The 23,523-nt window shown below is 49.4% G+C and carries 20 protein-coding genes and 1 riboswitch; of the genes, 7 read left to right on the top strand and 13 right to left on the bottom strand.

Annotated elements, in window-relative coordinates; all coding sequences use genetic code 11:
- Nucleotides 1–65: 65 nt before the first annotated feature.
- The 4 genes from J7619_RS06335 to metH form a co-directional block, all read right to left on the bottom strand.
- A complete protein-coding gene (locus J7619_RS06335; RefSeq protein ID WP_291195721.1) occupies nucleotides 66–992 on the bottom strand; it encodes a YihY/virulence factor BrkB family protein in 927 nt (308 codons plus the stop codon).
- 158 nt (nucleotides 993–1,150) lie between these two features.
- Nucleotides 1,151–2,389 carry a NupC/NupG family nucleoside CNT transporter gene (locus J7619_RS06340; RefSeq protein WP_291195724.1) on the bottom strand — a complete coding sequence of 413 codons (1,239 nt, stop codon included), beginning with the start codon at nucleotides 2,387–2,389 and terminating at the stop codon, nucleotides 1,151–1,153.
- Nucleotides 2,390–2,484: 95 nt separating this feature from the next.
- Nucleotides 2,485–3,033, bottom strand: coding sequence for a nuclear transport factor 2 family protein (locus J7619_RS06345; RefSeq protein ID WP_291195727.1), 549 nt, complete (start codon nucleotides 3,031–3,033; stop codon nucleotides 2,485–2,487).
- A 200-nt stretch (nucleotides 3,034–3,233) separates the two neighbouring features.
- Nucleotides 3,234–7,058, bottom strand: coding sequence for a methionine synthase (gene metH / locus J7619_RS06350; protein WP_291195731.1), 3,825 nt, complete (start codon nucleotides 7,056–7,058; stop codon nucleotides 3,234–3,236).
- A gap of 189 nt (nucleotides 7,059–7,247) precedes the next feature.
- Between metH and J7619_RS06355 the strand changes: the two genes are divergently transcribed.
- A complete protein-coding gene (locus J7619_RS06355; RefSeq protein WP_291195734.1) occupies nucleotides 7,248–7,724 on the top strand; it encodes an Lrp/AsnC family transcriptional regulator in 477 nt (158 codons plus the stop codon).
- A gap of 74 nt (nucleotides 7,725–7,798) precedes the next feature.
- On the opposite strand, the gene J7619_RS06360 is transcribed toward J7619_RS06355, so the two are convergent.
- Entirely contained in the window at nucleotides 7,799–8,416 is a 618-nt protein-coding gene (locus J7619_RS06360; protein WP_291195737.1) for a hypothetical protein, read from the bottom strand.
- A 221-nt stretch (nucleotides 8,417–8,637) separates the two neighbouring features.
- On the opposite strand from J7619_RS06360, the gene J7619_RS06365 reads away from it, so the two are divergent.
- The 3 genes from J7619_RS06365 to J7619_RS06375 all read left to right on the top strand — a co-directional run bounded on the left by J7619_RS06365 (nucleotide 8,638) and on the right by J7619_RS06375 (nucleotide 11,721).
- A complete protein-coding gene (locus J7619_RS06365; protein WP_106597108.1) occupies nucleotides 8,638–9,252 on the top strand; it encodes an RNA polymerase sigma factor in 615 nt (204 codons plus the stop codon).
- A gap of 85 nt (nucleotides 9,253–9,337) precedes the next feature.
- Nucleotides 9,338–10,744, top strand: a complete 1,407-nt coding sequence (locus J7619_RS06370) for a hypothetical protein (protein WP_291195741.1) — start codon at nucleotides 9,338–9,340, stop codon at nucleotides 10,742–10,744.
- Between the two features lie 92 nt (nucleotides 10,745–10,836).
- The gene (locus J7619_RS06375; protein ID WP_291195744.1) at nucleotides 10,837–11,721 is read left to right on the top strand and encodes a Ppx/GppA phosphatase family protein; all 885 of its coding nucleotides are present in this window, start codon (nucleotides 10,837–10,839) and stop codon (nucleotides 11,719–11,721) included.
- Nucleotides 11,722–11,763: 42 nt separating this feature from the next.
- Here the strand turns inward: J7619_RS06375 and J7619_RS06380 are convergent, their stop codons facing one another.
- From J7619_RS06380 to J7619_RS06415, 8 genes are all read right to left on the bottom strand, one after another.
- Entirely contained in the window at nucleotides 11,764–12,132 is a 369-nt protein-coding gene (locus tag J7619_RS06380; RefSeq protein ID WP_291195747.1) for an SxtJ family membrane protein, read from the bottom strand.
- Between the two features lie 100 nt (nucleotides 12,133–12,232).
- On the bottom strand, nucleotides 12,233–12,382 hold the full coding sequence (locus J7619_RS06385) for a DUF5989 family protein (protein WP_015812275.1): 150 nt from the start codon (nucleotides 12,380–12,382) through the stop codon (nucleotides 12,233–12,235).
- A gap of 74 nt (nucleotides 12,383–12,456) precedes the next feature.
- Nucleotides 12,457–13,578, bottom strand: a complete 1,122-nt coding sequence (locus J7619_RS06390) for an SGNH/GDSL hydrolase family protein (protein WP_291195750.1) — start codon at nucleotides 13,576–13,578, stop codon at nucleotides 12,457–12,459.
- Nucleotides 13,579–13,604: 26 nt separating this feature from the next.
- Nucleotides 13,605–15,470: a carbamoyltransferase gene (locus J7619_RS06395; RefSeq protein ID WP_291195752.1), complete on the bottom strand. Its 1,866-nt coding sequence runs from the start codon at nucleotides 15,468–15,470 to the stop codon at nucleotides 13,605–13,607.
- 321 nt (nucleotides 15,471–15,791) lie between these two features.
- Nucleotides 15,792–16,175, bottom strand: a complete 384-nt coding sequence (locus J7619_RS06400) for an acyl-CoA thioesterase (RefSeq protein WP_291195754.1) — start codon at nucleotides 16,173–16,175, stop codon at nucleotides 15,792–15,794.
- A gap of 314 nt (nucleotides 16,176–16,489) precedes the next feature.
- Nucleotides 16,490–18,811 (bottom strand): 5-methyltetrahydropteroyltriglutamate--homocysteine S-methyltransferase, encoded by a 2,322-nt coding sequence (gene metE, locus J7619_RS06405; protein ID WP_291195756.1) that lies wholly within the window; start codon nucleotides 18,809–18,811, stop codon nucleotides 16,490–16,492.
- Between the two features lie 212 nt (nucleotides 18,812–19,023).
- Nucleotides 19,024–19,251, bottom strand: a riboswitch (cobalamin riboswitch).
- A gap of 156 nt (nucleotides 19,252–19,407) precedes the next feature.
- Entirely contained in the window at nucleotides 19,408–19,557 is a 150-nt protein-coding gene (locus tag J7619_RS06410; protein WP_291195758.1) for a hypothetical protein, read from the bottom strand.
- A gap of 43 nt (nucleotides 19,558–19,600) precedes the next feature.
- Nucleotides 19,601–20,332 carry a 6-phosphogluconolactonase gene (locus tag J7619_RS06415; RefSeq protein ID WP_291195759.1) on the bottom strand — a complete coding sequence of 244 codons (732 nt, stop codon included), beginning with the start codon at nucleotides 20,330–20,332 and terminating at the stop codon, nucleotides 19,601–19,603.
- Between the two features lie 147 nt (nucleotides 20,333–20,479).
- Here J7619_RS06415 and fumC point away from each other — a divergent pair, with 147 nt between their 5' ends.
- From fumC to J7619_RS06430, 3 genes are all read left to right on the top strand, one after another.
- Complete coding sequence (fumC, locus tag J7619_RS06420) at nucleotides 20,480–21,880, top strand: class II fumarate hydratase (RefSeq protein ID WP_291195761.1); 1,401 nt, start codon at nucleotides 20,480–20,482, stop codon at nucleotides 21,878–21,880.
- A 75-nt stretch (nucleotides 21,881–21,955) separates the two neighbouring features.
- A complete protein-coding gene (locus J7619_RS06425; RefSeq protein ID WP_291195763.1) occupies nucleotides 21,956–22,471 on the top strand; it encodes a hypothetical protein in 516 nt (171 codons plus the stop codon).
- A 100-nt stretch (nucleotides 22,472–22,571) separates the two neighbouring features.
- On the top strand, nucleotides 22,572–23,513 hold the full coding sequence (locus J7619_RS06430; RefSeq protein WP_291195765.1) for a D-2-hydroxyacid dehydrogenase: 942 nt from the start codon (nucleotides 22,572–22,574) through the stop codon (nucleotides 23,511–23,513).
- Nucleotides 23,514–23,523: the final 10 nt, after the last annotated feature.

Here is a 23,523-nt window from a genome sequence, read left to right on the forward strand (position 1 = left end):
TCGGTTTATATTATCAAAGTTAAAGCCCTGCATTAAAGGTTGGCCGCGAACGGCCAGCCTTTTTTTTAGTCCGTCACATCGGCACCGGTTTTCTTATCAAGCTCCTTCCTTACAATCAATACGGCGTGCTTGTTTGGCGCTATTGCAATGCCATCCAGGCGTGCATAAACCTTCGTAAACTCGGCCCCGAAATAGAGAATGATCGACGAGTAATAGATCCAGGTCAGCAGGATCACGATCGATGCCGACGTACCGTATGCCGCCCCGAGATCAGATTGCCCGAGGTAAAAACTGATGACGAATTTTCCGATGAGGAACAAAACAGCCGTAAATGCTGCTCCTACAAGGCACTCTTTCCACCGCAGGTCGCCGTCCGGCAATACTTTGAATATCACCGTAAACAGTGCGGTAATAATCGAAAGTACCAATGCGAGGTTAACAATATAGAAAACGACTACGGAGGCCTCCGAAAACAACGCTTCCAGCCGCGAGCTTAGCAGATCAACCAGGGCGCTCGCTCCCAGCGAAACTACCAGCAAAAAACCCAGCGTAAGGATCAGAGAAAAGGATATCAGCCTGTTTTTCAGGTATTGCAGCCAGCCCTTTTTTGGCTTGGCTTTGATGGCCCAGATAAAATTGATTGAATCCTGCATTTCCGCGAACACTCCCGTAGCACCCACCAGCAATGTACCGATACCTATCGCCGCGGCCATGCCGGATTTATTCGACAGCTCCGCATTTTTCAGGATTTCCTGCAATTGCGAAGCGGCGGAAGCCCCAACCAGCCCGCTGATTTGCCCGAATAACTCACCCTGTATGGCATCTCTTCCGAAAAAAATACTAAACACCGAAATGATTACGAGCAACATCGGTGCCAGGGAGAATATGGTGTAATACGAAAGCGCGGCACTCAGCTTCATGCCATTGTCGTTCAGAAATTCATTGAAACTGTCTTGAAGTAAAGACCAGAAGAGTTTGATACGTCTCATCATACAATGTATTGATATGGTTCTTCGAATGCTGATAGCTTGCTGGTAAAAACTTTTATGCCAACCAAAACTGCAAGTCCCGAACGGGAGACCTCCCAAAACAGAAAAGAGCAACCAATGTGCTCTTTTCATGTTCATTTGAATATTATTTATAACCTCTCTTACAAAAGCAATCCGGCCAGGGTAGCCGACATATAGGAAGCCAAAGTACCTGAAATCAATGCTTTGAAACCCAGTCGTGCCAGATCGGCCCGGCGCGAAGGGGCGAGCTCACCGATCCCACCCACCTGAATGGCAATAGAGCTGAAATTCGCGAAACCACACAATGCGAAACTTGTAATGACGATGGTTTTATGGTCCAGCGTATCTTTCATTTTCACCATGTCGAGATAGGCTACAAATTCGTTAATCACCATTTTGGTGCCCATCAACGAACCGGCAGCTTCGATATCCTTTCCAGGAACCCCCATAGCCCACGCAAAAATGGAGAATATCTTGCCGAGGATAAAGTTGAAGCTCAGTTGTGGGAAAGCGAAAATGCCTCCGATATAGCCAAGTAGGTAGTCAAGCAACGCAACGAGCGCAATAAAGCCGATGAGCATGGCAATCACATTGAAGCCTACCTTGAGCCCTTCTCCCGCGCCCGCAGCGATCGCGTCCAGCAGGTTGGCGTGCGTTTTTTGAATTTCCAGCTTCACCATTCCCTTCGTATCCGACTTATCAGTTTCCGGAAATACGATTTTAGCGATAACCAACGCGCCCGGCGCGGCCATCAGGCTCGCGGCGATCAGGTAAGGCGCCGGCACTCCCAATGAAATGTACACCGCCATTACCCCCCCGGCGATACAGGCAAAACTTCCGGTCATGGAGGCCATGAGCTCGGAGTTGGTCATGTTTTTCAGATAGGGCTTGATCATAATCTGCGCTTCAACCTGCCCTACAAACGTACTCGCCACGTTCGACAGCGCTTCCGCTCCGCTCACGCCCATGAGCCAGTACACGGCCCGCGCAATGACCGACACGACACGCTGCATAATGCCCAAATGGTAGAGCATATTCACAAGCACAGCCACAAAAATGATCGTCGGGATAACCTTGAAGAAGAAAACGAAATCGTTGCCGGGTCCGAACGCACGCTGCATTAGCTCAGGCCGCACCAATGTACCGAAAACGAAATCGGCACCTTTATCGGAGAAAGAGAGCAGTTTCTGGACTTTCTCGCCCAGCCACTGGAAGATCGACTGACCTATGTCGGTACGGAGGATAAAGACTGCGAGCCCGAATTGCAGGCCCAGGCCAACGGCAACTGTGCGGTAATTAATGGCCTTTCTGTTGTTCGACATCGCAAATGCAATGCCCAGGATCAATATGATACCCAGCAATCCTGTAAATCTCTCCATTCGTAGTTTGTTGTCACTTTTTAACCAAAGGTGCAAAATAACAACAAATTAGTCGCATGGTCGCAACTAACTCAAAATATCGGGAAGAGAGGCAATTATTTAGACGTTTTGTCTGATTTTACGTCAGTGGAAAGGGTGTCGGCCTGGCGGTGTGCGATTTTCCAGACATTATTTTCTTTCCGGAACAGGACTGTGACATGCAAGTCGGTCTTGCGGCCGTCTGCGAAGCGGTAATGCTCTTTTTGAATGAGGTAACCTTGTGTACTACCTTCCTGGCTCGCGACTTTTTCATAAGTATACGCCGCATTTTTAGCAGAAACCGACAAGGTATTGTTCAGACTTGCTTCCACCGCATTCCAGCCTTTTGCGTCCAGGTTTTCGACACCTCCAAATAAGGTAACGTCATCCTGATGCGACCATAATGATTTAAAAAATGCCGGATTGCCTTTCGCCATTTCAAGATTGGCTTTATGAAGGTCGGCGATTGCAGCGTCCAGAGAGGACACTGCAAAGGCCTTGGGTGATTGTTTGCCGTCGTAACCGGCGGTAATGACTGGCTGGGTGTTCTCTCTCGTCATGCTTCTGTATTTGAAGGACGATGCCAGCAGGATCAGCAAGATGAAAACAGAGATATTTCTTTTCATGGCTAATAAACTATTAAGTTCTCACTTAAGTAATGCAAATATCAGGCGTCCAAACTTCAAAAAATAGCGTATAAATACCTGATTAAAATGCGGTATACCACCTAATTACGCCCTTTTTTAAAAAATAGTATGTTTTGGGCACAAAAAAAGGAGAATAGTAACGAACTATTCTCCTTTTGCACTTTTTAAATAATACTGTCTTAATATCCGAGCACCGGCGAAAGCCATTTCTCTATCTCCTCTACTGGCATGTTCTTACGCCGCGCGTAATCCTCGACCTGGTCTTTGTATATCTTTCCAACCGGGAAATAACGGCTGTCGGGATGCGAGAAATACCAGCCGCTTACGCTGCTCGCCGGGTACATTGCGAAGCTTTCCGTAAGCGTGATGCCGAGTTCTTCTGCCCCAAGCAAGTCGAACAAATGACGCTTTTCGGTGTGGTCCGGGCAGGCCGGATAGCCCGGAGCCGGACGGATGCCGCTATATTCCTCTTTGATCAGCTCTTCATTCGTAAAGCTTTCCGCTTTGGCATACCCCCACAACTCTTTGCGTACTTTCTCGTGCATCAATTCCGCCAGGGCTTCCACCAGACGGTCAGCCAAAGCCTTGATCATAATGCTGTTGTAGTCATCATGATCTTTTTCATATTTTTCCAGCAATGCTTCGATACCCACGCCAGCCGTCACTGCGAAACCGCCGATGTAATCCGTGTGACCAGATTCCAGCGGGGCCACGAAATCAGACAAGCAATAGTTGGGCAGATTGGCCGCCTTCTGGCTTTGCTGACGCAAATGGTGCAATACCACCGCCGTATCCGCTACCAGCTCTCCCGCATTGAGGTTCTCGATACCTTGCTGGCTGATTTTGTATTCGATATGCTGATGCGATCCATGGCGTTCGCAAGGCACTTCCTTCGTTTCTTCCTCGAAATGATGCAGTACGATATCATCCTGGATTGAGTTGGCCGGCCAGAAACCCACCACAGCACGTGCTTTCAGGGTTTTATCACGAATAATTTCGCCCAGCAGTACCGCAGCGTCTTCGTACAGCTTCATCGCTTCCTTACCTACGACTGCGTCATCGAAGATTTTCGGATATTTCCCGTGTAGTTGCCAGGTCTGGAAGAACGGCGTCCAGTCGATGTATTTGGCGATATCGGCCAGATCGTAATCGTCGTATACGCGCGTACCCAGGAATTGTGGTTTCACGGCTTTAAAGTTGCTCCAATCGATTTTGGCCTTATTATCCCTTGCATTACCAATGGCCACGTGTGCTTTTTCACCGCCGCGTTTCGAATGGTCGTCTCGCAACTTCGCATATTCCGCTTTAATATCTGCTAAAACTTCCGCCTGGCTCTGCTCGCTCTGGATCAGTTTTCCGGCCACGGGCACGGAACGCGATGCGTCGAGTACGTGAATAACCGGCCCCGAATAGTTCGGATCGATTTTCACAGCCGTGTGAATGCGGGATGTAGTCGCGCCACCAATCAGTAGCGGCATTTTCATGCTGCGGCGCTCCATTTCCTTGGCAACACCCACCATTTCGTCCAGCGATGGCGTGATAAGTCCCGAAAGACCGATGATATCTACATTATGCTCCTGCGCAGCGGCGAGAATTTTGTCCGTAGGCACCATCACACCCAGGTCGATGATCTCGTAGTTGTTACAGCCCAGTACCACACCCACAATGTTTTTACCAATGTCGTGCACATCGCCCTTTACAGTAGCGAGCAATATCTTACCTGCGGATGAACCGCCTTCCTGTTTTTCAGCTTCAATAAAGGGCTGCAAATAGGCCACGGCCTTCTTCATGACGCGTGCCGATTTCACGACCTGCGGAAGGAACATTTTACCTTCACCAAACAAGTCGCCGACGATGCTCATACCATCCATCAAAGGCCCCTCGATCACTTCCAGCGGGCGGTCGAAGAGCTGGCGGCATTCTTCGGTATCTTCATCTACGTAATCCGCAATACCTTTTACCAATGCATGGGAAATGCGCTCCTTCACGGGAAGCTGTCTCCACGACAGGTCAGGACCGGTTTGCGTTTTACCTTTATCTTTTACGGTTTCCGCATAACTTACCAAACGCTCGGTTGCGTCCGAACGACGGTTGAGCAACACATCCTCTACGAGTTCGAGGACATCCTTCGGAATTTCGTCATAAATACCGATCTGGCCGGCATTCACGATCCCCATGTCCATTCCCGCCTTGATCGCATGGTAAAGAAATGCGGTGTGAATTGCCTCGCGCACCGGCTCGTTACCCCGGAAGCTGAACGAAACATTGGAAACGCCACCTGACACTTTCGCATGCGGAAGGTTTTCCTTGATCCACGCTACGCTTTTAATGAAGTCGACGGCGTAGTTATTATGTTCTTCCATTCCCGTCGCAACGGTCAGGATATTCGGGTCAAAAATGATATCCTCGGCTGGAAAACCTACTTCATCAACCAGAATACGGTATGCGCGTTCGCAGATTTCGATCCGGCGTTCGTAATTGTCGGCCTGTCCTTTTTCATCAAAAGCCATTACCACGGTTGCCGCACCATAGCGAAGCACGGTCCGCGCCGATTCCTTGAATTTCTCTTCACCCTCTTTGAGCGAAATCGAATTCACGATCGATTTTCCCTGTACGCATTTCAAACCCGATTCGATTACTTCCCATTTGGATGAGTCGATCATCAAAGGCACTCTGGAAATATCTGGCTCGGATGCAATCAGGTTCACGAAAGTCTTCATGGCCTCTACGCCGTCGATCATACCTTCATCGAGGTTAATATCGATCACCTGCGCGCCGCTCTCCACCTGTTCGCGTGCGATGGTCAGCGCTTCGTCGTATTTGCTTTCCCGGATCAGGCGGGCAAATTTCTTTGAGCCTGTCACGTTACAACGCTCGCCGATGTTCACAAAATTGGTCAGCGCATTGATTTTCACCGGTTCCAGCCCCGAGAGCTTCATCACCGTCTCCGAAGCCGGTAGTGTACGCGGGCTGTGCTTCCCGGCGATGTCCGCGATCACACGAATGTGGTCAGGCGTGGTACCGCAGCAACCTCCGATGATATTGACCAGGTTGTCCCTCAAAAACCCGTCGATGATCTCGCCCATTTGCTCCGGCGTCTGGTCGTATTCGCCCATTTCGTTCGGCAAACCCGCATTAGGGTGTGCAGAAGTATAAAAAGGGGATTCCTTGGCCATGATCTGCACGTAAGGACGCATTAAATCGGCTCCCAATGCACAGTTCAGACCCACTGATAATAATGGTAAATGCGATACGGAGGTCAGGAATGCCTCGGTCGTTTGTCCTGAAAGCGTGCGTCCCGACGCATCGGTAATCGTTCCTGAAATCATGATCGGCAACGCCTGGCCCGGCTCGATCCGCCATGATTCCAGATGCGGTACCTTACCCGCTTTCGCGTCTACAAAAAACTGATCGATCGCGAAAAGCGCTGCCTTCGCATTCAAAGTGTCAAAAATTGTTTCCACGAGCAGCACGTCACAACCGCCATCCGTAAGGCCTTTTACCTGCTCGTAATAGGCTTCCACCAATTGATCGAAACTGATCGCACGAAAGCCAGGGTTATTCACATCCGGTGAAAGCGATGCGGTACGGTTGGTAGGACCTATCGAACCTGCCACAAAACGCGGCTTGTGTGGTTCCCGCGCAGTAAAATCATCGGCTACTTCCCGCGCCAGCCGTGCTGATTCGTAGTTGAGTTCGTACACGATCTCCTCCATGCCGTAATCGGCCATGGCGATGGTCGTGCCTGAAAATGTATTGGTTTCGGCGATATCCGCCCCTGCCGCGAAATAAGCGGCGTGAATTTCTTTAATAATGTCCGGGCGCGTCAGTGAAAGCAGGTCATTGTTCCCTTTCACATCGTGCGGCCAGCTTGCAAACCGCTCTCCCCGGTAGTCGTGATCCTCCAATTTATACCGCTGGATCATCGTACCCATAGCGCCATCCAGTACCAGAATACGGTTTTTAAGAATTTCGCGGATATCTGCTTTTTGAGTTGCTACCATAAGTGTTTTAAATGTCTGATTATCATTTCGCCGGAAAAGCACATGCTTTTTGAATTGACAAATTTAAGTCAATAGATGTTTTGTTCAATAAAATCAAAAAATTCAGACTAAAAGTCTGGCAGTTTCACCTAACCTAAATTATTTATCTATATTCGAAGCCATCTCGGAGTGAATAAAGATATTCTATCTATGCATAATCTGGACGATATTGACGCCAAAATCCTGCATTTGCTGCAACAGGACGCCACTTTGAAAACACGTGAGCTGTCGGAAAAGTTGAACCTCTCCTACACGCCCGTGTACGAACGCGTGCGAAGGCTCGAAAAGGAAGGAATCATCAAGAAATACGTCGCGCTGGTCGACCGCGAGAAAGTAGGTAAGAAACTGATGGCCTTCTGTAACATCGCCTTAAAAGAGCATTCGAAGGTGATGGGCGAAAAATTCGTAAAGGCCGTTTCGGCGATGGGCGAGGTAATGGAATGCTTCAATATCTCCGGCGACTATGATTTTCTGCTGAAAGTAGTCGTGAATGATATGTCGCAGTACCAGCAGTTTTTAATGCAAAAGCTGGGTTCGCTGGAAAACATCGGCAGCACACACAGCTTGTTTGTCATGGGTGAGATCAAAAACTCGTCGGCACTGGAAATGCTACCCTCTAAAAAATAAATACGGCCCCGGAAAATCCAGCACCGTATTCCAACTCACCCCTAACAAAATATCGTTACGATCGGTATGATCGGTTAATGTCTTTTATGTGGACGCCCAAATGCAGGTTTTTCCAATTCCTTGTTAAATGATCCGTCGGCATTGAATAGCAGTATTTTCACTTTGCTGTCCACCAGAATGCCCACATAGTATTCCCCCGCATCATTGGTTGCGGCGAGTTTGATCTCAGCGCCGGAGTAATTTGAAGTAATGTAGGACGTCACATTCGCAGGTAGCGCGCTCACTTCGATCCTGGTCAGCTTAGCCTTTTGGACGTGCTGTTTCAGTTCCGCTTTAAATGTCCCGTTTGCATCGAAAAGCAATCCTTTCACCGATCCGTCGGCCAGCGTGATGGCTACTACGATTTTTCCAGATTGATCTTTTGCAGCGTATTTGATTTCGGAGCCCGCATAGGCACTGTCAATGTAAGCTGTCGCCGTCGCGGGCAAATCTGCCGTTGCCACTTCTGTAAGTTTTCCTTTACACCTGCCCAACGTCACAGAGTCCGTCTCCACCGCAAGTCTCGCGGCCGATTCCACCACGTTATCAAAATCACTCGCCTCAGTTTCAGGGCTCAACGACTCGCTATTCTTCTGACAGGCTGTGAACCAGATACCTGCCAGCATCACCAGTAAAAGAGAAACTTTTTTCATGATATACCCACGGGTTTTTGTGAAAGTATCAAACTGTTTTCTGCCTTTACGCCCCCTCTAATGCCCGTGTTGCATACCTGACGCATTTTTTTGTGATTTTTTTCATGACATCTCCTATTTCCTAACCAGGAAAACTTTTCGTATTTTTTTGCAACAGAATGGACACCAGGGACGTATTCGAATGTGAGAAATTCTATCCCTGACAATTTGATACCCTGACTTTGCTTTTTAGAAGAAAAATATCTTTTAACGAAAACGACTTTGAGTCGGTGGTAGCGGCATGTATTGCCGGGGATAACCAGGCGCAGAGATATTTGTATAAACAGTTCTTCGGCTATTCAAAAAGCATTTGCCTGCGGTACACATCGTCGACGGAAGAGGCAGAGGAGGTATTGAATGAAGGTTTTTTAAAAGTGTTTAACAATCTGGGGAAGTACGACGCCAACCACCCCTTCAAGGCATGGCTGCGTACCATCATGGTGAATACGGCGATCAGCTATTACCGCAAGCACAAGAAGCACACGGAAGATGTGATCGCCCTGGAAGACGCCCCTTATCCCAAATTTGATGAAGATGTAATAGGCCAGATCACTGCTGAGGAAATACTGGAACTGATCCAACAGATCAAACCGGTTTATAAGAATGTATTTTTGTTATACGTGGTGGATGGCTACAATCATCGTGAGATAGCAGACCTGCTGCAAATCAACGAGGCAACCGTAAGATCGCATTATGTGCGTGCCCGGGCCCGGTTGCAGCATTTGATCAAACAATATTACCCACATCTCTTCCCAAGTGATTGGGCTGTCAAGTCATTCAGAGGCAATGAAAACTAATAGATTTGAAAATACTATACGCCGAAAATTAGAGAGTATTGAACCGGACTTTCAAGAGCAGGACTGGGCCCGTATGCAAAATTATATGCAGGCACACACACCTCCGTCATTCCTGCAACAATACGGTTCCTGGATCGGGTACGCCGCCGCCGCCTCGGTAACGTCGGTGATGGCGTATATGTACGTCAACCAGCTCTCCCAAAACGATCATCTGGTGCAGGATGTCCGAAAACTGCAAAGCCAGATCGAGGTAATCCGCAACCAGCCTGCGCAAATAGCGAAAACCGATACGGTTTACGTGCTGCAAACCGCGCCTGACGGCCAGAATCTTCAGGCCAGCCTGCAACAGCGCGATTATGGCAACATTTCGTCACGGGCCGATGTACAGCCACAGGATTTGGGTCGGGAAGAACTCGCGAGCACGGAACCTGCGCGTGAGACGTCCGTACAAGAGCGGGAAACGATTGCTAGCGCTCACGATACAGCAATTCCGGCTGACCCGAAGGCTGCGCGTCAGATCCTTGCAAAACCGGGCGAAACGCTTTCCGCGGTTCAGCCTTCCAATGAAACGGTTCCGTCGGAATCGGGTGTGGCAGGTGAGGCAAATACGACAAAACCAGAAGCTGATCAATTACCAGGGGCATCCTCCAATTTGACCGGCAGCAGAACTTTCGGTAGCGAATTCCGCATTGCCGCTATCAACAGCCCGGTTGAAATGCATACCGGTATTTCCCTGCAACGGAAAATGCATTACGAACTCGCCAGCAAGCTTTCGGCGCGGCAAGTGCAAAAAGCGCTTGTCGCCAACAATATGCAGATCGCAAAGGTACCTATGAGCAGCAAAAAGGCCGAGCAGGTAGCTCAGACAGAAAATGTAATCCCGAGATTGCCATTGAAAACGCCTTACCGCTTCGGCGCAGGATATCTGGTGGAAGGCAACGGCCAGGGCAAAACAGTGTTGGGGGAAGTCATTGTCAAAAAGAAATTCTCCATCGCGGCAGGTATTACATGGCTGAAAGTAAAACCAGCTGAGTTCTTCACCGAAACAGTTTTCAGGACCAGGGCCCGAGCCGATTTCAAGGAAACACATCCGGGCCAGGTACCGCTGATTTTCGAGCTATATAATATTAAAATTGACCAGAATGTGGTTCAGATACCGCTTACTCTGGCATTCCGTAACACGATAAAGGGCGACTGGGCTTACTATGCAAGCGTCGGGACAAACTTCAAGGTATCGTCCAAAGAGACTATTTCCTATGATTGCCGCGGGCCCAAAAATGAGTTTTTCAGCCAGAGCTTCACCAAAAAAGGAGACGTTTCCCCCATTACTTCAATGAACTTCGCGGTGGGGATCGAGAAATCGTGGCACCCGATTGTGGTGCAGGCAGAAGGTTACTGGGTCAATTATTTCAAACCGCTTTCGCCGCTCAGGCAGAGTGCCGGTCCCGGCGTGAAAGTAAAGCTATTGTATCAAATAGGCCGTCAAATGTAGCTTTTCCCTACGAAGTTTCGCGGGCAGGATATTGAAACTTGTCCGCGAAATTCTATTTTTGGCCTTTATTAACTCCCCTACCTGACGAGCTTTTGAAATTCGCAGCCATAGATATCGGTTCCAATGGTGCCCGTATGCAGATCTCATCCGTCTTGCATGACGAAGGCATTTCCCGTTTCAAGAAGGTCGAATATGTCCGGTTCCCGCTTCGCCTCGGACACGACGTTTTTACCCAGGGACGCATTACCCCGCAAAGCGAGGACCGCATGATGAAGCTCATGCTGGCTTACCAGTTGCTGATGGAACTCCATGAGGTCGATGACTTTATGGCTTGCTCTACATCAGCTATGCGCGAAGCATCCAACGGGCAGGAGGTTCGTGACCACATCGAGAACCGTACCGGCATCCATATCCAGATTATCGACGGGCAAAAAGAAGCCGAATTGGTCAACAATGTAGTGGTACAATCGCTGGGCGACGGCCAATATATCCACATCGATGTAGGTGGCGGCAGTACCGAGTTAAATCTGTACCAGGACAGACAGAAAATCAAGGCTAAATCATTCAAACTGGGTTCGGTACGCCTCCTGGAAGGAAAAGAATCCAAAAATGCCTGGTTGAAGATCAAGGAATGGATCAATCAGAATGTAGATTACAGCCAGCCCATTCAAGCCGTAGGCACGGGTGGTAATATCAATAAGCTTTTCGATTTGTCCTCCAAACTCACCGAAAGCTCCACCAGTCTCGAAGAAATTCAGCGGATGCGCGACTATATCGATCAATTCTCCCTCGCCGACCGCATTAACAAACTGCAACTCAACCCCGACCGTGCGGACGTAATCGTCCCGGCGGGCGACATCTATACTTCCGCCATGCGTTGGGCGGGCGCGGACGTCATTCACGTGCCCGATCTGGGCTTGAAAGACGGTATGCTCCAATTGCTCTACGAACGCGCATGCCGCAAAAAAAAGGCCTGATACCAGGCCTTTTTTTGCATTTAAGTATTTTGCTCTCCGGCATTACCAGACCTGTTCCAGGTCCTTTGCCGAGTATTTGTGGTTTCTTTCCGTAAACACGCTATCGGTGTCCTCTTTCTTCAAATGAAGCGGGTTTTTCTTGGTCAGCTTCGCAATGAGCGCAACCGGGAACAAGACAACGAAGAATACCAACGACAAAAGGATTTTCCCGTTAATTGCGCCCAGCACTTCCGCGATTTTATACCAGCCTTTCACTATCAGGTCCCCAAAAACCGGAATGGCCAGACTGCAAACGCCTATCACAGCAGCGGCGATCAGGAAATAGGGATATTGAGATTTAAAAATAAAGTATAGCACCACCAGCCCGGTGACGATCACCAGCTGCGCTTTGACTTTTTCTGATTCACTCATTTTAATAAAGTAGTATGTTATTGGCAGCAATGCGTTGTGCATTGCTGCCAGACGAAGTTTCAGACAAGAACCGGATTGATCTGCGTTGTGCTGAAAGAAATCAGAACAAAGTGTAGATGAAAGGCGCAACAGCCGAACCACCACCGATCACGATAAGTACACCAATCAGAAGCAGAACGATGATCACAGGAGCGAGCCACCATTTCTTACGCTCCTTCATAAAGGCAAATAAATCAGTTAAGAAATCCATCTTATATAGTGTTTAAAAATTCAAATTTAGAACTTAATTACTTTTCTGCACACTTCTAACCCGTTAATTCTGAGTTATCGTTTGCCCATTGCCTGGTAGAGCCTGTCGGCAATCAACTGGTTGAGCGTTGCACTGCCATGGCCGTCGTTCTTACCCACAACACGCTCTTTTTCCGGAATTTTAACCACACCGTCGTTGATCCCCACTACCGTCACATTGTTCGCTTTCAGGTAATCTTCCACCGGTTGGGTATACCCGGCACTTTTATCCACCTGGAACAGGAACGGAATGAAAACGGCGTACATCTGTGCTTTCGTACTGTCGCGATAGGCAATCATCCCGGAAAGGTCTCGCAAATGCGCATTCAGAACCGTGGTGTCGGTATATGCAGTTTGGACAAATTTCTCAAACGTACTGAAACCGGTGTGTGGTAGTTGCCAGTAAATAAAATTCGGCAAATAAAAGCGCTTCACAATCGTCGCCATCGGCCCTTTGAGATCGGCATAAGGTTCCGCTCCCGTGAGGGTAAGGCCTTTTTCGCGGCCTACTTTCTCGATATCATTCGGGAAATACTCCAGAATGATAATGTCCGGTTTTACAGGAAAATCCTGCAAGCGTTTCACCTCGTCGCGGGTGTCGGCCCCCGACATTCCCAGGTTATAGACAGTATATTTATCCGGCCCGAGCTTGGCTTCGAGCATATTGGAAAAGCGCTCATTAACATCCTTCAAACCGTGCCCTGCCGCAAATGAATCGCCGATCACAAGGACTTTTTTCTTTCCGGGCTCATTCTGTACCTCCTTATCGTGGTAACCCAGCGCATTCACCGGATGCCAGTATTTTTCCCACCAGATCTGCGACGCTTTCGAAAGCACGCCCTCATGGCTTTGCGGTACGTACATGAACACGATTTCAAGGAAAATCAAAACGACAATCAGCGGCGTAATGATCGTTACGACATTGGCAACAAGCCCTTTGGCCTTGCTTTTTACCACCCCATAATAGAAGACGCGCAAGATCTCGATGATCAGCAAAAACCAGAATGCAAATTTGGCGAGCCGCACATGCCAGCTATCGCTCTGAGGATATCCCGGGTAATCGAATTTGATGTGGAACTTGTCCGGATAGAACAGGAACACAAAGAGCAATCCCAGGAACAGGATGCGGATAACACTGGTAACGATTTTAGATGCCATTATTTTGGGTGCTCAATGATACGGGATTAGTCAAGAACGAACTCTTCTTTCCAGTTATCTTTTTCCAGCCATTCGGGCTGCTGCTTTTTATCAAAAATATAGTTACCCACTACCAGGTAGTCCATTTCCGTGCGCATGAAGCACCGGTACGCGTCGTTCGGCGTACACACGATAGGCTCTCCGCGTACGTTGAAGCTCGTATTCACAATCACCGCGTAGCCTGTCAGCGCCTTGAAGGAATCGATCAGATCGTAGTAGCGGGGGTTGGTTTCCTTGTGTACCGTTTGAATACGTGCCGAGTAATCGATGTGCGTGATCGAAGGCAGGTCGGAGCGTTCGAAATAGAGCTTTTCACGCAAATCCAGCGAGCCGTAGTTCGCCGGTACCGGCTTCCGGCGGCTTTCCGCAACCGGGTGTACCAATAACATATACGGCGAGATCCCGTCGTAATCGAAATAGTCCTGACAATCCTCCGCCAGCACGGAAGGCGCAAAAGGCCGGAACGATTCGCGGTACTTGATCTTCAAATTCAATTTTTTCTGCATTTCGGCATTCCGTGGATCGCCCAGGATGCTGCGGCCACCCAATGCACGCGGCCCGAATTCCATACGGCCCTGTACCCAGCCTACCACATTACCTTCCGACAATAGCCTTGCTGCTTCCTGCGTCAGGTCTTTGAAATTCTCGTAATGCGTATAAACCGCCTTGTACTTCTTCGCCGTCAATGCAACATCGAGGTCGGAAAAAGTAGGCCCCAGGTAAGACCCGCGCATGGCGTCGGCCTTCCAGGTGATCTTTCTTTCCTGGCCAAAATAAATATGATAAGCCGCTTGCGCCGCACCCAGCGCACCTCCGGCGTCACCGGCAGCAGGTTGGATGAAAATATCTTTGAAAATATTCGCTTTTTGCAGCTTACCGTTAGACACGCAGTTCAACGCGACCCCTCCGGCCATACACAGGTAATCGGCACCGGTAAGGCGTTTGGCTTCTTTCGCCATGCGCACCACAGCTTCCTCGGTAATGTTCTGGATCGCGAGGCCGAGGTTACAATGCACCGCCTCGAGCGCATCTTCCGGCCGACGGGTTTTAAAGCCGAACAATGCTTCCCATTTATGCTCATTCACCATTTTCAGGCCGGTAGCATAGTCGAAATACTCCTGGTTGAGCCACACCGAACCATCCTCTTTCAGATCGATGAGTTCTTTCAGGATAATATCTTCATAGCGCTTGATGTCCGGCGACGACGGGTCACCATACGGCGCGAGGCCCATCAGCTTGTACTCGCCCGAGTTTACACGGAAACCCAGGAAGTAAGTGAACGCAGAATAAAGCAACCCGAGCGAATGCGGGAAGCGAAGTTCTTTGAGAATGCTGATATCTTTTCCTTCACCGAGACAGATCGATGCGGTAGCCCATTCACCTACACCATCGATGGTAAGGATAGCCGATTTTTCGTACGGGGAAGGATAATATGCACTGGCTGCGTGCGAGAGGTGGTGCTCCGGGAAGAGCATTTTCACCTTTTTCTTCTTTTTATCGTAACCCAGTTTTTCCAGCTCTTCGTTGATAAGCCGTTTCAGGAACATCTTTTCCTTGATCCACACCGGCATCGCGGTCAGGAACGAGCGGACGCCTTTGGGCGCAAATGCGTAGTAGGTTTCGAGCAGTCTTTCAAATTTCAATAATGGTTTGTCGTAAAAAACAATCGCATCGAGCTCGTTAATGGACAAACCGCCGTATTCAAGGCAAAACGCAACTGCGTTGGAGGGAAAACCGGGGTCGTGCTTTTTGCGTGTAAAACGCTCTTCCTGTGCTGCGGCAACAATTTCGCCATTATCTATAAGAGCCGCGGCCGAATCATGATAGAAAGCCGAGATACCTAAAATTTTCATTAAAGCGTGATTAGAATAATGTGTACAGTTTTCTTCTACACCGTTCAAAAGGCGTGCAAGATAAGCATTTTGAGCAAGGCTGCAACCCGGCGCCAGAGGCTAATTACCGTCATAATGTTATTAAACGGTTCGGAATCAACCAAATAAATGGCCCGGATAATGAAATGATAACAGATCCCCCCGCCGACCCGCATTTAATTGATTAATTATGAACCACTTCGAATGTGTGACCTATTTGCTACACAATTCGGTGCCGTATGATAAATTGTACAATTTCGTAAACGACCCTTCGGGCTTCGGGATTGGCTGATGCGGCTGTATTTACAGAATTTTGGTAGGCTTATGATGCTCGTCCAGCGCCACAAATGTAAAAATCCCCGTCACGGCCTTTTCACGGCTTATCTCGTACATCTTTTCGACGAAAATATCGACACGAACCTTCATGCTGGTATTCCCGACGGTCTCTACCCGACCTACCAGCTCGATAATGGTTCCCGCAGGAATGGGGTGTGTAAAATCGATACGGTCGGACGATACAGTCACGCACCGCAACCTGGAAAACCGCGTGGCGGCAATAAAAGCGACCTCGTCCATCATCGACAGCGCCGTGCCGCCGAAAAGCGTATCATAATGATTGGTGTTATTAGGGAAAACCGTTTTAAATACACGGGTTTCCGAGGCGGTGATTTTTTCTTCTAATGTCAAAATGAAAACGTGTTAATTGTATTGATATCGGTTGGGGTGGTCAGGTGTGATCAAGAATAGTCAGGAGTGGTCAGGTTTGGTCAAGAATAGTCAGGTGTTGTCATGTGTTGTCAAGAATAGTCAAGTGTAGTCAAGTCATGCATAATCGGAGCGGCCGAGATTGTCTGGTGACAACTTGACACAATTTCTCCTTCCTATAAATTCGCAAATACGTCTTACTACTCCTTACTACAAATGACCACATTTGACCATTCCTGACAACACATGACTACAAATGGCCACACTTGACCACTCCTGACCATTCCACCTCTCCGCTAGCCTATGACCGCGACCGATTCGCGCAGCAAGTTAGCGGCAGAAATCATGTTACGCAAAGCGGCTTCGGTTTCCGGCCATTTACGGGTCTTCAGTCCGCAATCCGGGTTCACCCACAGATTCCGCGCCGGGATTACCTTTAATGCCTTTTCGAGCAACACAATCATTTCGTCCACGGTCGGCACGCGGGGCGAGTGGATGTCATACACGCCAGGACCGATCTCGTTCGGGTAATTGAATTGCGCGAATGCGTCGAGCAGCTCCATTTGCGAGCGCGATGTTTCAATGGTTATCACGTCAGCGTCCATCGCCGCGATGGAATCGATAATGTCGTTAAACTCCGAGTAGCACATGTGCGTGTGGATCTGCGTCTGATCGGCCACACCCGCCGCGCTCAGCCGGAATGCGTCCACAGCCCATTTCAAATAGCTTTGCCAGGCATGTTTCCGCAGCGGCAGCCCTTCCCGAATCGCCGGCTCGTCTATTTGTATCACCTTGATTCCCGCCTTTTCCAGATCGACCACCTCGTCGCGGATAGCCAATGCAATCTGGAAAGTAGTGTCTTTTCTGGGCTGGTCATCGCGCACGAACGACCATTGCAGGATAGTCACCGGCCCTGTCAACATACCCTTTACCAGTTTTTCGGAATTGGCCTGTGCAAAAGCCGACCATTTCACGGTCATCGGCTCTTCACGCTCTACATCACCGTAAATAATCGGTGGCTTTACGCAGCGGCTGCCGTAGCTCTGTACCCAGCCATTTTGGGTAAAAACAAAACCTGAAAGCTGCTCGCCGAAATACTCCACCATATCGTTTCGCTCGAACTCTCCGTGCACCAGCACATCGATCCCGAGCTCCTCCTGCCAGCGCAGCGAGTCCACGATTTCCTCCCTAATGTGGGTTTCATACTCGTCGACCGTCAATGCCCCTTTTTTGAACTGCGCCCGGAGCTGCCTTACCTCGTCGGTTTGTGGAAAGGAGCCGATGGTTGTCGAGGGAAACAGGGGTAATTTCAGTTTATCCAACTGAATGGCCTGCCGGATCGCAAAGCTATTCTGCCGGTCAAAATCGGATTCCTGTACCTGGCTAACCCGTGCTTTAACGGCCGGCTTATGGATCAATATGGATGTACGGCGGCTTTCAATCGCCTTTTGGTTATCCAGAAATGCGCTATCAATCGAATAATCCATCGCTGCGAGCCTTGCCAGTGTAGTCACCTCATTCAGTTTCTGTTTGGCAAATGCCAGCCAGTTTTTGATTTCCGGCGTCAAAACCGCCTCGTTCTTTTCAAGATCCAGGTCATAAGGGCTGTGCAGCAAAGACGACGATGGCGCCACTAAAACACGTTCTGCTCCCAGCATGCCAATCGCCGTTTGAATCCATTCCAGCGACTTCCGATAGTCGTTCTTCCAGATATTGCGTCCATCCACGACGCCCAGCGAAAGCTTTTTCGAAGAAGACACGAATGCTTCCTCGGCCAGGATTTGCGGCAGCGTTTCCACGCCGCGCGTCAGGTCTATATGCAATGCATCCACCGGCAATGCCGTCGCGGTCGACAGATTATCTTCCAGCGGGCCGAAATAGGTGGTTACCAGAATACGCAGCTTCGGAAGTGCCTCCCGGATCTGGCTGTATGCGCTCAGAAAAGCGAGCTTTTCCTTTTCATTTAAATCCAGCACCAATCCCGGTTCGTCGAGTTGAACCCATTCGACGCCTCTTGCCGAGAGCTCTTTAAGTATTGATATATAAACAGGCAAAAGACTATCCAGCAGATCAATCCGCTCGAAACCACCTTCTTTTTCCTTACCCAAAAGCAAATACGTAACCGGACCAAGCAGAACAGGTTTGGTGAGAATGCCTTTTTGCAATGCATCTTCAAATTCCAGCAAAACCTTCTCCGAATACCGTTTGAATTTTTGGTTTTTTACAAACTCGGGAACGAGGTAATGATAGTTGGTATCAAACCATTTTGTCATTTCCATCGCATTGATATCCAGTCCGTTCTTCTGGTATCCACGCGCCATCGCAAAATACAGCTCGAGTTCCTTGTTGGACTTCCCGTCGAGTAATTGGTGGTAACGTTCTGGAATGGCGCCTACCATCAAAGAAGTGTCGAGAACATGGTCGTAGAGCGAAAAATCATTGGAAGGAACGAGGCCTATGCCTGCCTGCTGCTGTGTTTCCCAGTTCTGGTGGCGGATCTTCCGGGCGATCTTCTGTAAAGCATCCCGATCGATGGTACCGGCCCAAAATTGCTCGTTGGCCTTTTTGAGTTCGCGGAGGCTTCCCACGCGCGGGTAGCCGAGGTTGTGTGACAACATACTTTTGTGTTTAAAGAGTTAATAAAAACCCTGTGAAAACACCCTCCCATCCCTGCAAACGCCTGTTGCGGACGCTAGCCGGTACTTCATTCCAATGCGGCAACACGCGGCTACCCTGCGAAACGAACAGTCCCCCGAGCCAGCCGGGAAGCCTGTGGTACTGCAATAAAATGTGGTAAATCAATACTTGACTGCTCCCCACCCGTGAGGGAAAAGCCATTGAGGATGATGGCAAGTCTCCTGGCTTGTATCATTTTTACCGCCCTTCTCGCCGCGCCGGGGCGCTGCAATGGGACGCGAGGGTAAAAACAGGCCCTGTATACTCAGGGCGGATACTTACAGTAGCACGACTGCCCGTGAATTGCACACGGTTCCTTTTTTGTTTTGCTGTGTTTTGGCTGAGGGGGCCAAAAGCAAAAACCACCACCCCGATTGACGGGCGTTCACAAAGAACTGCGTCAAATTTAGGCGTGACGGGCATTCGGCTGTAAATGACTTGCCAATTTCAGTGAAGTGAATCGAAATTCGCCTTTGTGCAGGATAAAATATCTGAATTGGGTCTGAAATGATGGCTTGAAAAGTGATTTTATGAATAGTTATCTTTCGATAGTAAAGAGCCAGGATTCAAAATCACGCTTTTCGTCCTCCGTTGCTAAACCACTCTGCAATGCATCCATCAACGCAATGTCCTCTTGCTCTTCTTCGACCGAAGTATCAACACTTTTATTTGTATTGACAGTCTTCATAAGCAAATTCAATAAACAGTCATATATATGTCTATGCAACCGACTACGAAACCAACTCCGCGGCGTCCGCATCCAATATAAACTCCGCATTCATATGATTCTGCAAAACGGTCGCCGGGAAATCCTTGGAGACTGGAAATGCGAGCGCGCGCTGGATCACCGGGGCTTTTGCGCGCCCGGAAGCGAGCAGAATCGCCGAACGGGCTTCCAGAATATGCCGGATGCCCACGGTAATGCCACGTGTGAGGGCGGTGGGCTGTTTGAAATACTTTTGACCTACCTCCACGGTTACCAGATCGAGTTCGGAAATGTGGGCATAGGCGTCCCAGGGCGTGCCGGGCTCATTGAGCGCGAGGTGGCCGTTCATGCCGACACCTAATATAATAAGGTCGAGACCGCCGAGGCTTTCCACTACTTTATTGACACGGTCGCATTCTGCCTGCGGGTCGAAGGCCTTGCCATCGAAAAAGACAATCTGGTCGGGACGGAGGCCGATAGGTTTCAGAAAATCGCGGTCTAACAGGTCGCGGCAGCTGCCATCATCGCCGGCGCCAAGGCCTATCCATTCATCGAGGCCGATGAAAATGCATTTCGAAAAATCGACGCGGCCGTTCTGATTGGCGGTTACCAATGCGTCGAACATGCCTTTCGGCGAGCTGCCCGACGGGAAGCAGATCACCGACGTCGGCTTATGGTTCATCAGGTCGATCACGCGCTCGGCAGCAGCAGAGCTCATATGTGCATAGTCAGGATAAATACTGATTTTGGGTGTCATGAAAAGCGGTGTTTAGGATCCCGGGCGGTCAATCTAAACATTCTTTTTTCAGACATGAACATTTATCCATAAAAAACTCCAGAAACTGCAAACCCGATCCTAACTTTACCGCACATTGTTCAATTACATTATCATTCTACTTCAAAAATGGAATACCGTATAGAAAAAGACACGATGGGCGAAGTGCAGGTCCCTGCCCACGTATATTGGGGCGCCCAGACGCAACGCTCGATCCAGAACTTTCCTATCGCACAGGATATTAATAAAATGCCGAAGGAAATCATCAAAGCCTTTGCATACCTGAAAAAAGCAGCCGCGATCACCAACTTCGAGGCGGGCATTCTTCCAAAAGAAAAAAGCGACCTGATCGGCAGAGTTTGCGACGAAATCCTGACCGACCAGCTCGACGACCAGTTTCCATTGGTGGTGTGGCAAACAGGCTCCGGGACGCAGTCGAACATGAACTGCAACGAGGTGATCGCCTACCGTGGACACGTACTGCAAGGCGGCGACCTGGCAGATAAAACCAAGTTTTTGCATCCGAACGACGACGTAAACAAGTCGCAGTCGTCGAACGATACCTACCCTACCGCGATGCACATTGCGGCTTACAAAATCCTGGTGGACGTGACCATTCCGGGCATTACGAAGCTCCGCGATACGTTGAAAGCAAAATCCGAAGCATTTAAAAATGTAGTTAAAATCGGCCGTACGCACTTCATGGACGCTACGCCGCTGACTTTGGGTCAGGAGTTTTCAGGCTACGTTTCGCAGCTCGACCACGGTTTGAGAGCGATTCACAACACATTGGCGCACCTTTCGGAACTTGCGCTGGGCGGTACGGCTGTGGGAACCGGCATCAACACGCCTGCCGGCTATTCGGAAAATGTAGCGCGGCACATCGCTGCATTGACAGGCCTGCCTTTTATTACTGCTGAAAACAAATTCGAAGCATTAGCAGCACACGACGCGATCGTGGAAGCGCACGGCGCATTGAAAACCGTGGCGGTAAGCCTGATGAAGATCGGTAACGACATCCGTATGTTGTCGTCGGGCCCGCGCTCAGGTATCGGCGAGATCCACATTCCTGATAACGAACCGGGAAGCTCCATTATGCCGGGCAAAGTGAACCCTACCCAATGCGAAGCCATGACCATGGTAGCGGCACAGGTAATGGGGAACGACGTCGCTATCGGCATCGGCGGTTCTAACGGCCATTTCGAGCTGAACGTTTTCAAACCATTGATGGCCTACAACTTCCTGCATTCAGCCCGTTTGATCGGTGATGTGTGCGTGTCGTTCAACGACAATTGCGCAGTAGGTATCGAGCCACTGCACGAGAATATCAAAAAACACGTGAACAACTCACTGATGCTGGTAACTGCTTTGAATACCAAAATCGGTTACTATAAAGCTGCTGAAATCGCGCAGACCGCTCACAAAAATGGTTCTACGCTAAAAGAAACAGCCGTTGCGCTGGGCTACCTGACGCCCGAAGAGTTCGACGCATGGGTAAAACCCGAAGACATGGTGGGTGAGATCAAGTAATTGGTCCTACTTGAAGTAATGTCTGCGAATGCCCTGCCGAAACGTGGGGCATTTGCCTTTAGATCGCTCAATATCATGAACATCAAGGAAGAATTACTGGCCGATCCCTATCAATCCAAGCGGAAAGCTACGGAAGTAGCCATGTACGCCTGCACTTCGGAGGACGCATTCAGGCACCTGATGCATTGCTTCGAGTCCGACGAGTACCGTCTCGCGCAACGCGCGGCGTACAGCGTGAGCATTGCCACGCACGAGCGCCCGGAGCTCATCCGCCCGTACATAGGCGTGCTCATAAGCCAGCTGAAACGCACCGACATTCATGATGCGGTGATCCGTAACAGTGCCCGCATTTTGCAGGACATCAGTATCCCCGATGAATTTCACGGTGAGTTAATGGATGCGGCATTCAGCATTATCGCGAACCGCCAGCTAGCCATTGCAATCCGCACATTTTGCCTGACCATTCTTTTTAACCTGTCGAAAATTTACCCGGAGATCCAAAAAGAACTTCGTGTGTTCCTGGAAGAGTCGGTCGAATATGAGCCGGCGGCATTCCAGTCCCGGGCCCGGAAAATCCTAAAAAAGATTTGAAAGTACTCCATTGTGGAGGATAAAGGCCTATTTCACCGTCTGATAAACAGATATTACAGGTAAATCATTTTACCTTGCTTCTTTAAAACAAAAACAATAGATGATCATATACTGCCACGCATTACTCGACGGCTCGCTCAATGCCAAACTGAGCGAAGCGCTTACCCCGCAGCATCAGATCCATTTCCGCACCGAATCGGCCAGTAATGAGGAGCTTAAATCCTGGTTTGCCAGCGCAGATTACATCCTGGGCAACCCGCCGGTAGCGTGGTTCGAAAGTATTCCTACCAATCTGAAATTCTGGCAGCTCGATTCAGCCGGGTTCGATCAATACTCGTCCATAGCCATTCCCGATCACGTCAGAACGGCCAATATGGGCGACTGGTTCGCACGTCCGTGTGCCGAATCGATCGTCGGTGGCGTGCTCGCATTGTATCGCGGTATCGATAAGCTGACGCTTTTGAAGCAGAAAACAGAATGGATCGGAACGCCGCTCCGCGCTGAGTTAAAGATTTTATACAAACAGACGGTGATCGTGCTGGGCGCAGGAACGATAGGGCAATCGGTGAATGCGATATTGAAAGGACTTGGCTGTACCACGCATTTAATGGCGCGTACGTCGCAGGAGGCCGATCTACGCAGCAAAGAAGATCTTTTCAATGCACTGCCGCATGCCGATCTGGTGATCAACACATTACCCGGAACCGCGCAGCATTTCGTGAACGCAGAGTTTATCTCGGCCATGAAGGACCAGAGCGTTTATGCAAGCGTTGGACGCGGCAGTACTACCGATGAAAATGCGTTGATCGACGCATTGAAGTCAGGCAAACTGGACGGTGCGGTGCTGGACGTTACAGAAATCGAACCATTACCTGCCGATAGTCTGCTATGGCAAATGGACAATGTGATCCTGACCCAGCATACCGGTGGCGGGCACAAAAATGAGCATATGGGTAAAGTAGATTTATTTCTGAACAACATTTTTGCAATACAAAGCGGCGCCGCAATCGCCAATGAAGTGACCCTTGTAAAAGGATATTAAACCGACCGAA

The sequence above is a fragment of the Dyadobacter sp. genome (assembly GCF_017744695.1).
Lineage (GTDB): Bacteria > Bacteroidota > Bacteroidia > Cytophagales > Spirosomataceae > Dyadobacter.

Bases quoted from the DNA above. Each gene is read 5' to 3' on its own strand.
- J7619_RS06335 (WP_291195721.1), bottom strand. From the start codon at position 992: ATGATGAGACGTATCAAACTCTTCTGGTCTTTACTTCAAGACAGTTTC.
- J7619_RS06340 (WP_291195724.1), bottom strand. From the start codon at position 2,389: ATGGAGAGATTTACAGGATTGCTGGGTATCATATTGATCCTGGGCATT.
- J7619_RS06345 (WP_291195727.1), bottom strand. From the start codon at position 3,033: ATGAAAAGAAATATCTCTGTTTTCATCTTGCTGATCCTGCTGGCATCG.
- metH (WP_291195731.1), bottom strand. From the start codon at position 7,058: ATGGTAGCAACTCAAAAAGCAGATATCCGCGAAATTCTTAAAAACCGT.
- J7619_RS06355 (WP_291195734.1), top strand. From the start codon at position 7,248: ATGCATAATCTGGACGATATTGACGCCAAAATCCTGCATTTGCTGCAA.
- J7619_RS06360 (WP_291195737.1), bottom strand. From the start codon at position 8,416: ATGAAAAAAGTTTCTCTTTTACTGGTGATGCTGGCAGGTATCTGGTTC.
- J7619_RS06370 (WP_291195741.1), top strand. From the start codon at position 9,338: ATGCAGGCACACACACCTCCGTCATTCCTGCAACAATACGGTTCCTGG.
- J7619_RS06380 (WP_291195747.1), bottom strand. From the start codon at position 12,132: ATGAGTGAATCAGAAAAAGTCAAAGCGCAGCTGGTGATCGTCACCGGG.
- J7619_RS06385 (WP_015812275.1), bottom strand. From the start codon at position 12,382: ATGGATTTCTTAACTGATTTATTTGCCTTTATGAAGGAGCGTAAGAAA.
- J7619_RS06390 (WP_291195750.1), bottom strand. From the start codon at position 13,578: ATGGCATCTAAAATCGTTACCAGTGTTATCCGCATCCTGTTCCTGGGA.
- J7619_RS06395 (WP_291195752.1), bottom strand. From the start codon at position 15,470: ATGAAAATTTTAGGTATCTCGGCTTTCTATCATGATTCGGCCGCGGCT.
- metE (WP_291195756.1), bottom strand. From the start codon at position 18,811: ATGTTGTCACACAACCTCGGCTACCCGCGCGTGGGAAGCCTCCGCGAA.
- J7619_RS06410 (WP_291195758.1), bottom strand. From the start codon at position 19,557: ATGAAGACTGTCAATACAAATAAAAGTGTTGATACTTCGGTCGAAGAA.
- J7619_RS06415 (WP_291195759.1), bottom strand. From the start codon at position 20,332: ATGACACCCAAAATCAGTATTTATCCTGACTATGCACATATGAGCTCT.
- fumC (WP_291195761.1), top strand. From the start codon at position 20,480: ATGGAATACCGTATAGAAAAAGACACGATGGGCGAAGTGCAGGTCCCT.
- J7619_RS06425 (WP_291195763.1), top strand. From the start codon at position 21,956: ATGAACATCAAGGAAGAATTACTGGCCGATCCCTATCAATCCAAGCGG.
- J7619_RS06430 (WP_291195765.1), top strand. From the start codon at position 22,572: ATGATCATATACTGCCACGCATTACTCGACGGCTCGCTCAATGCCAAA.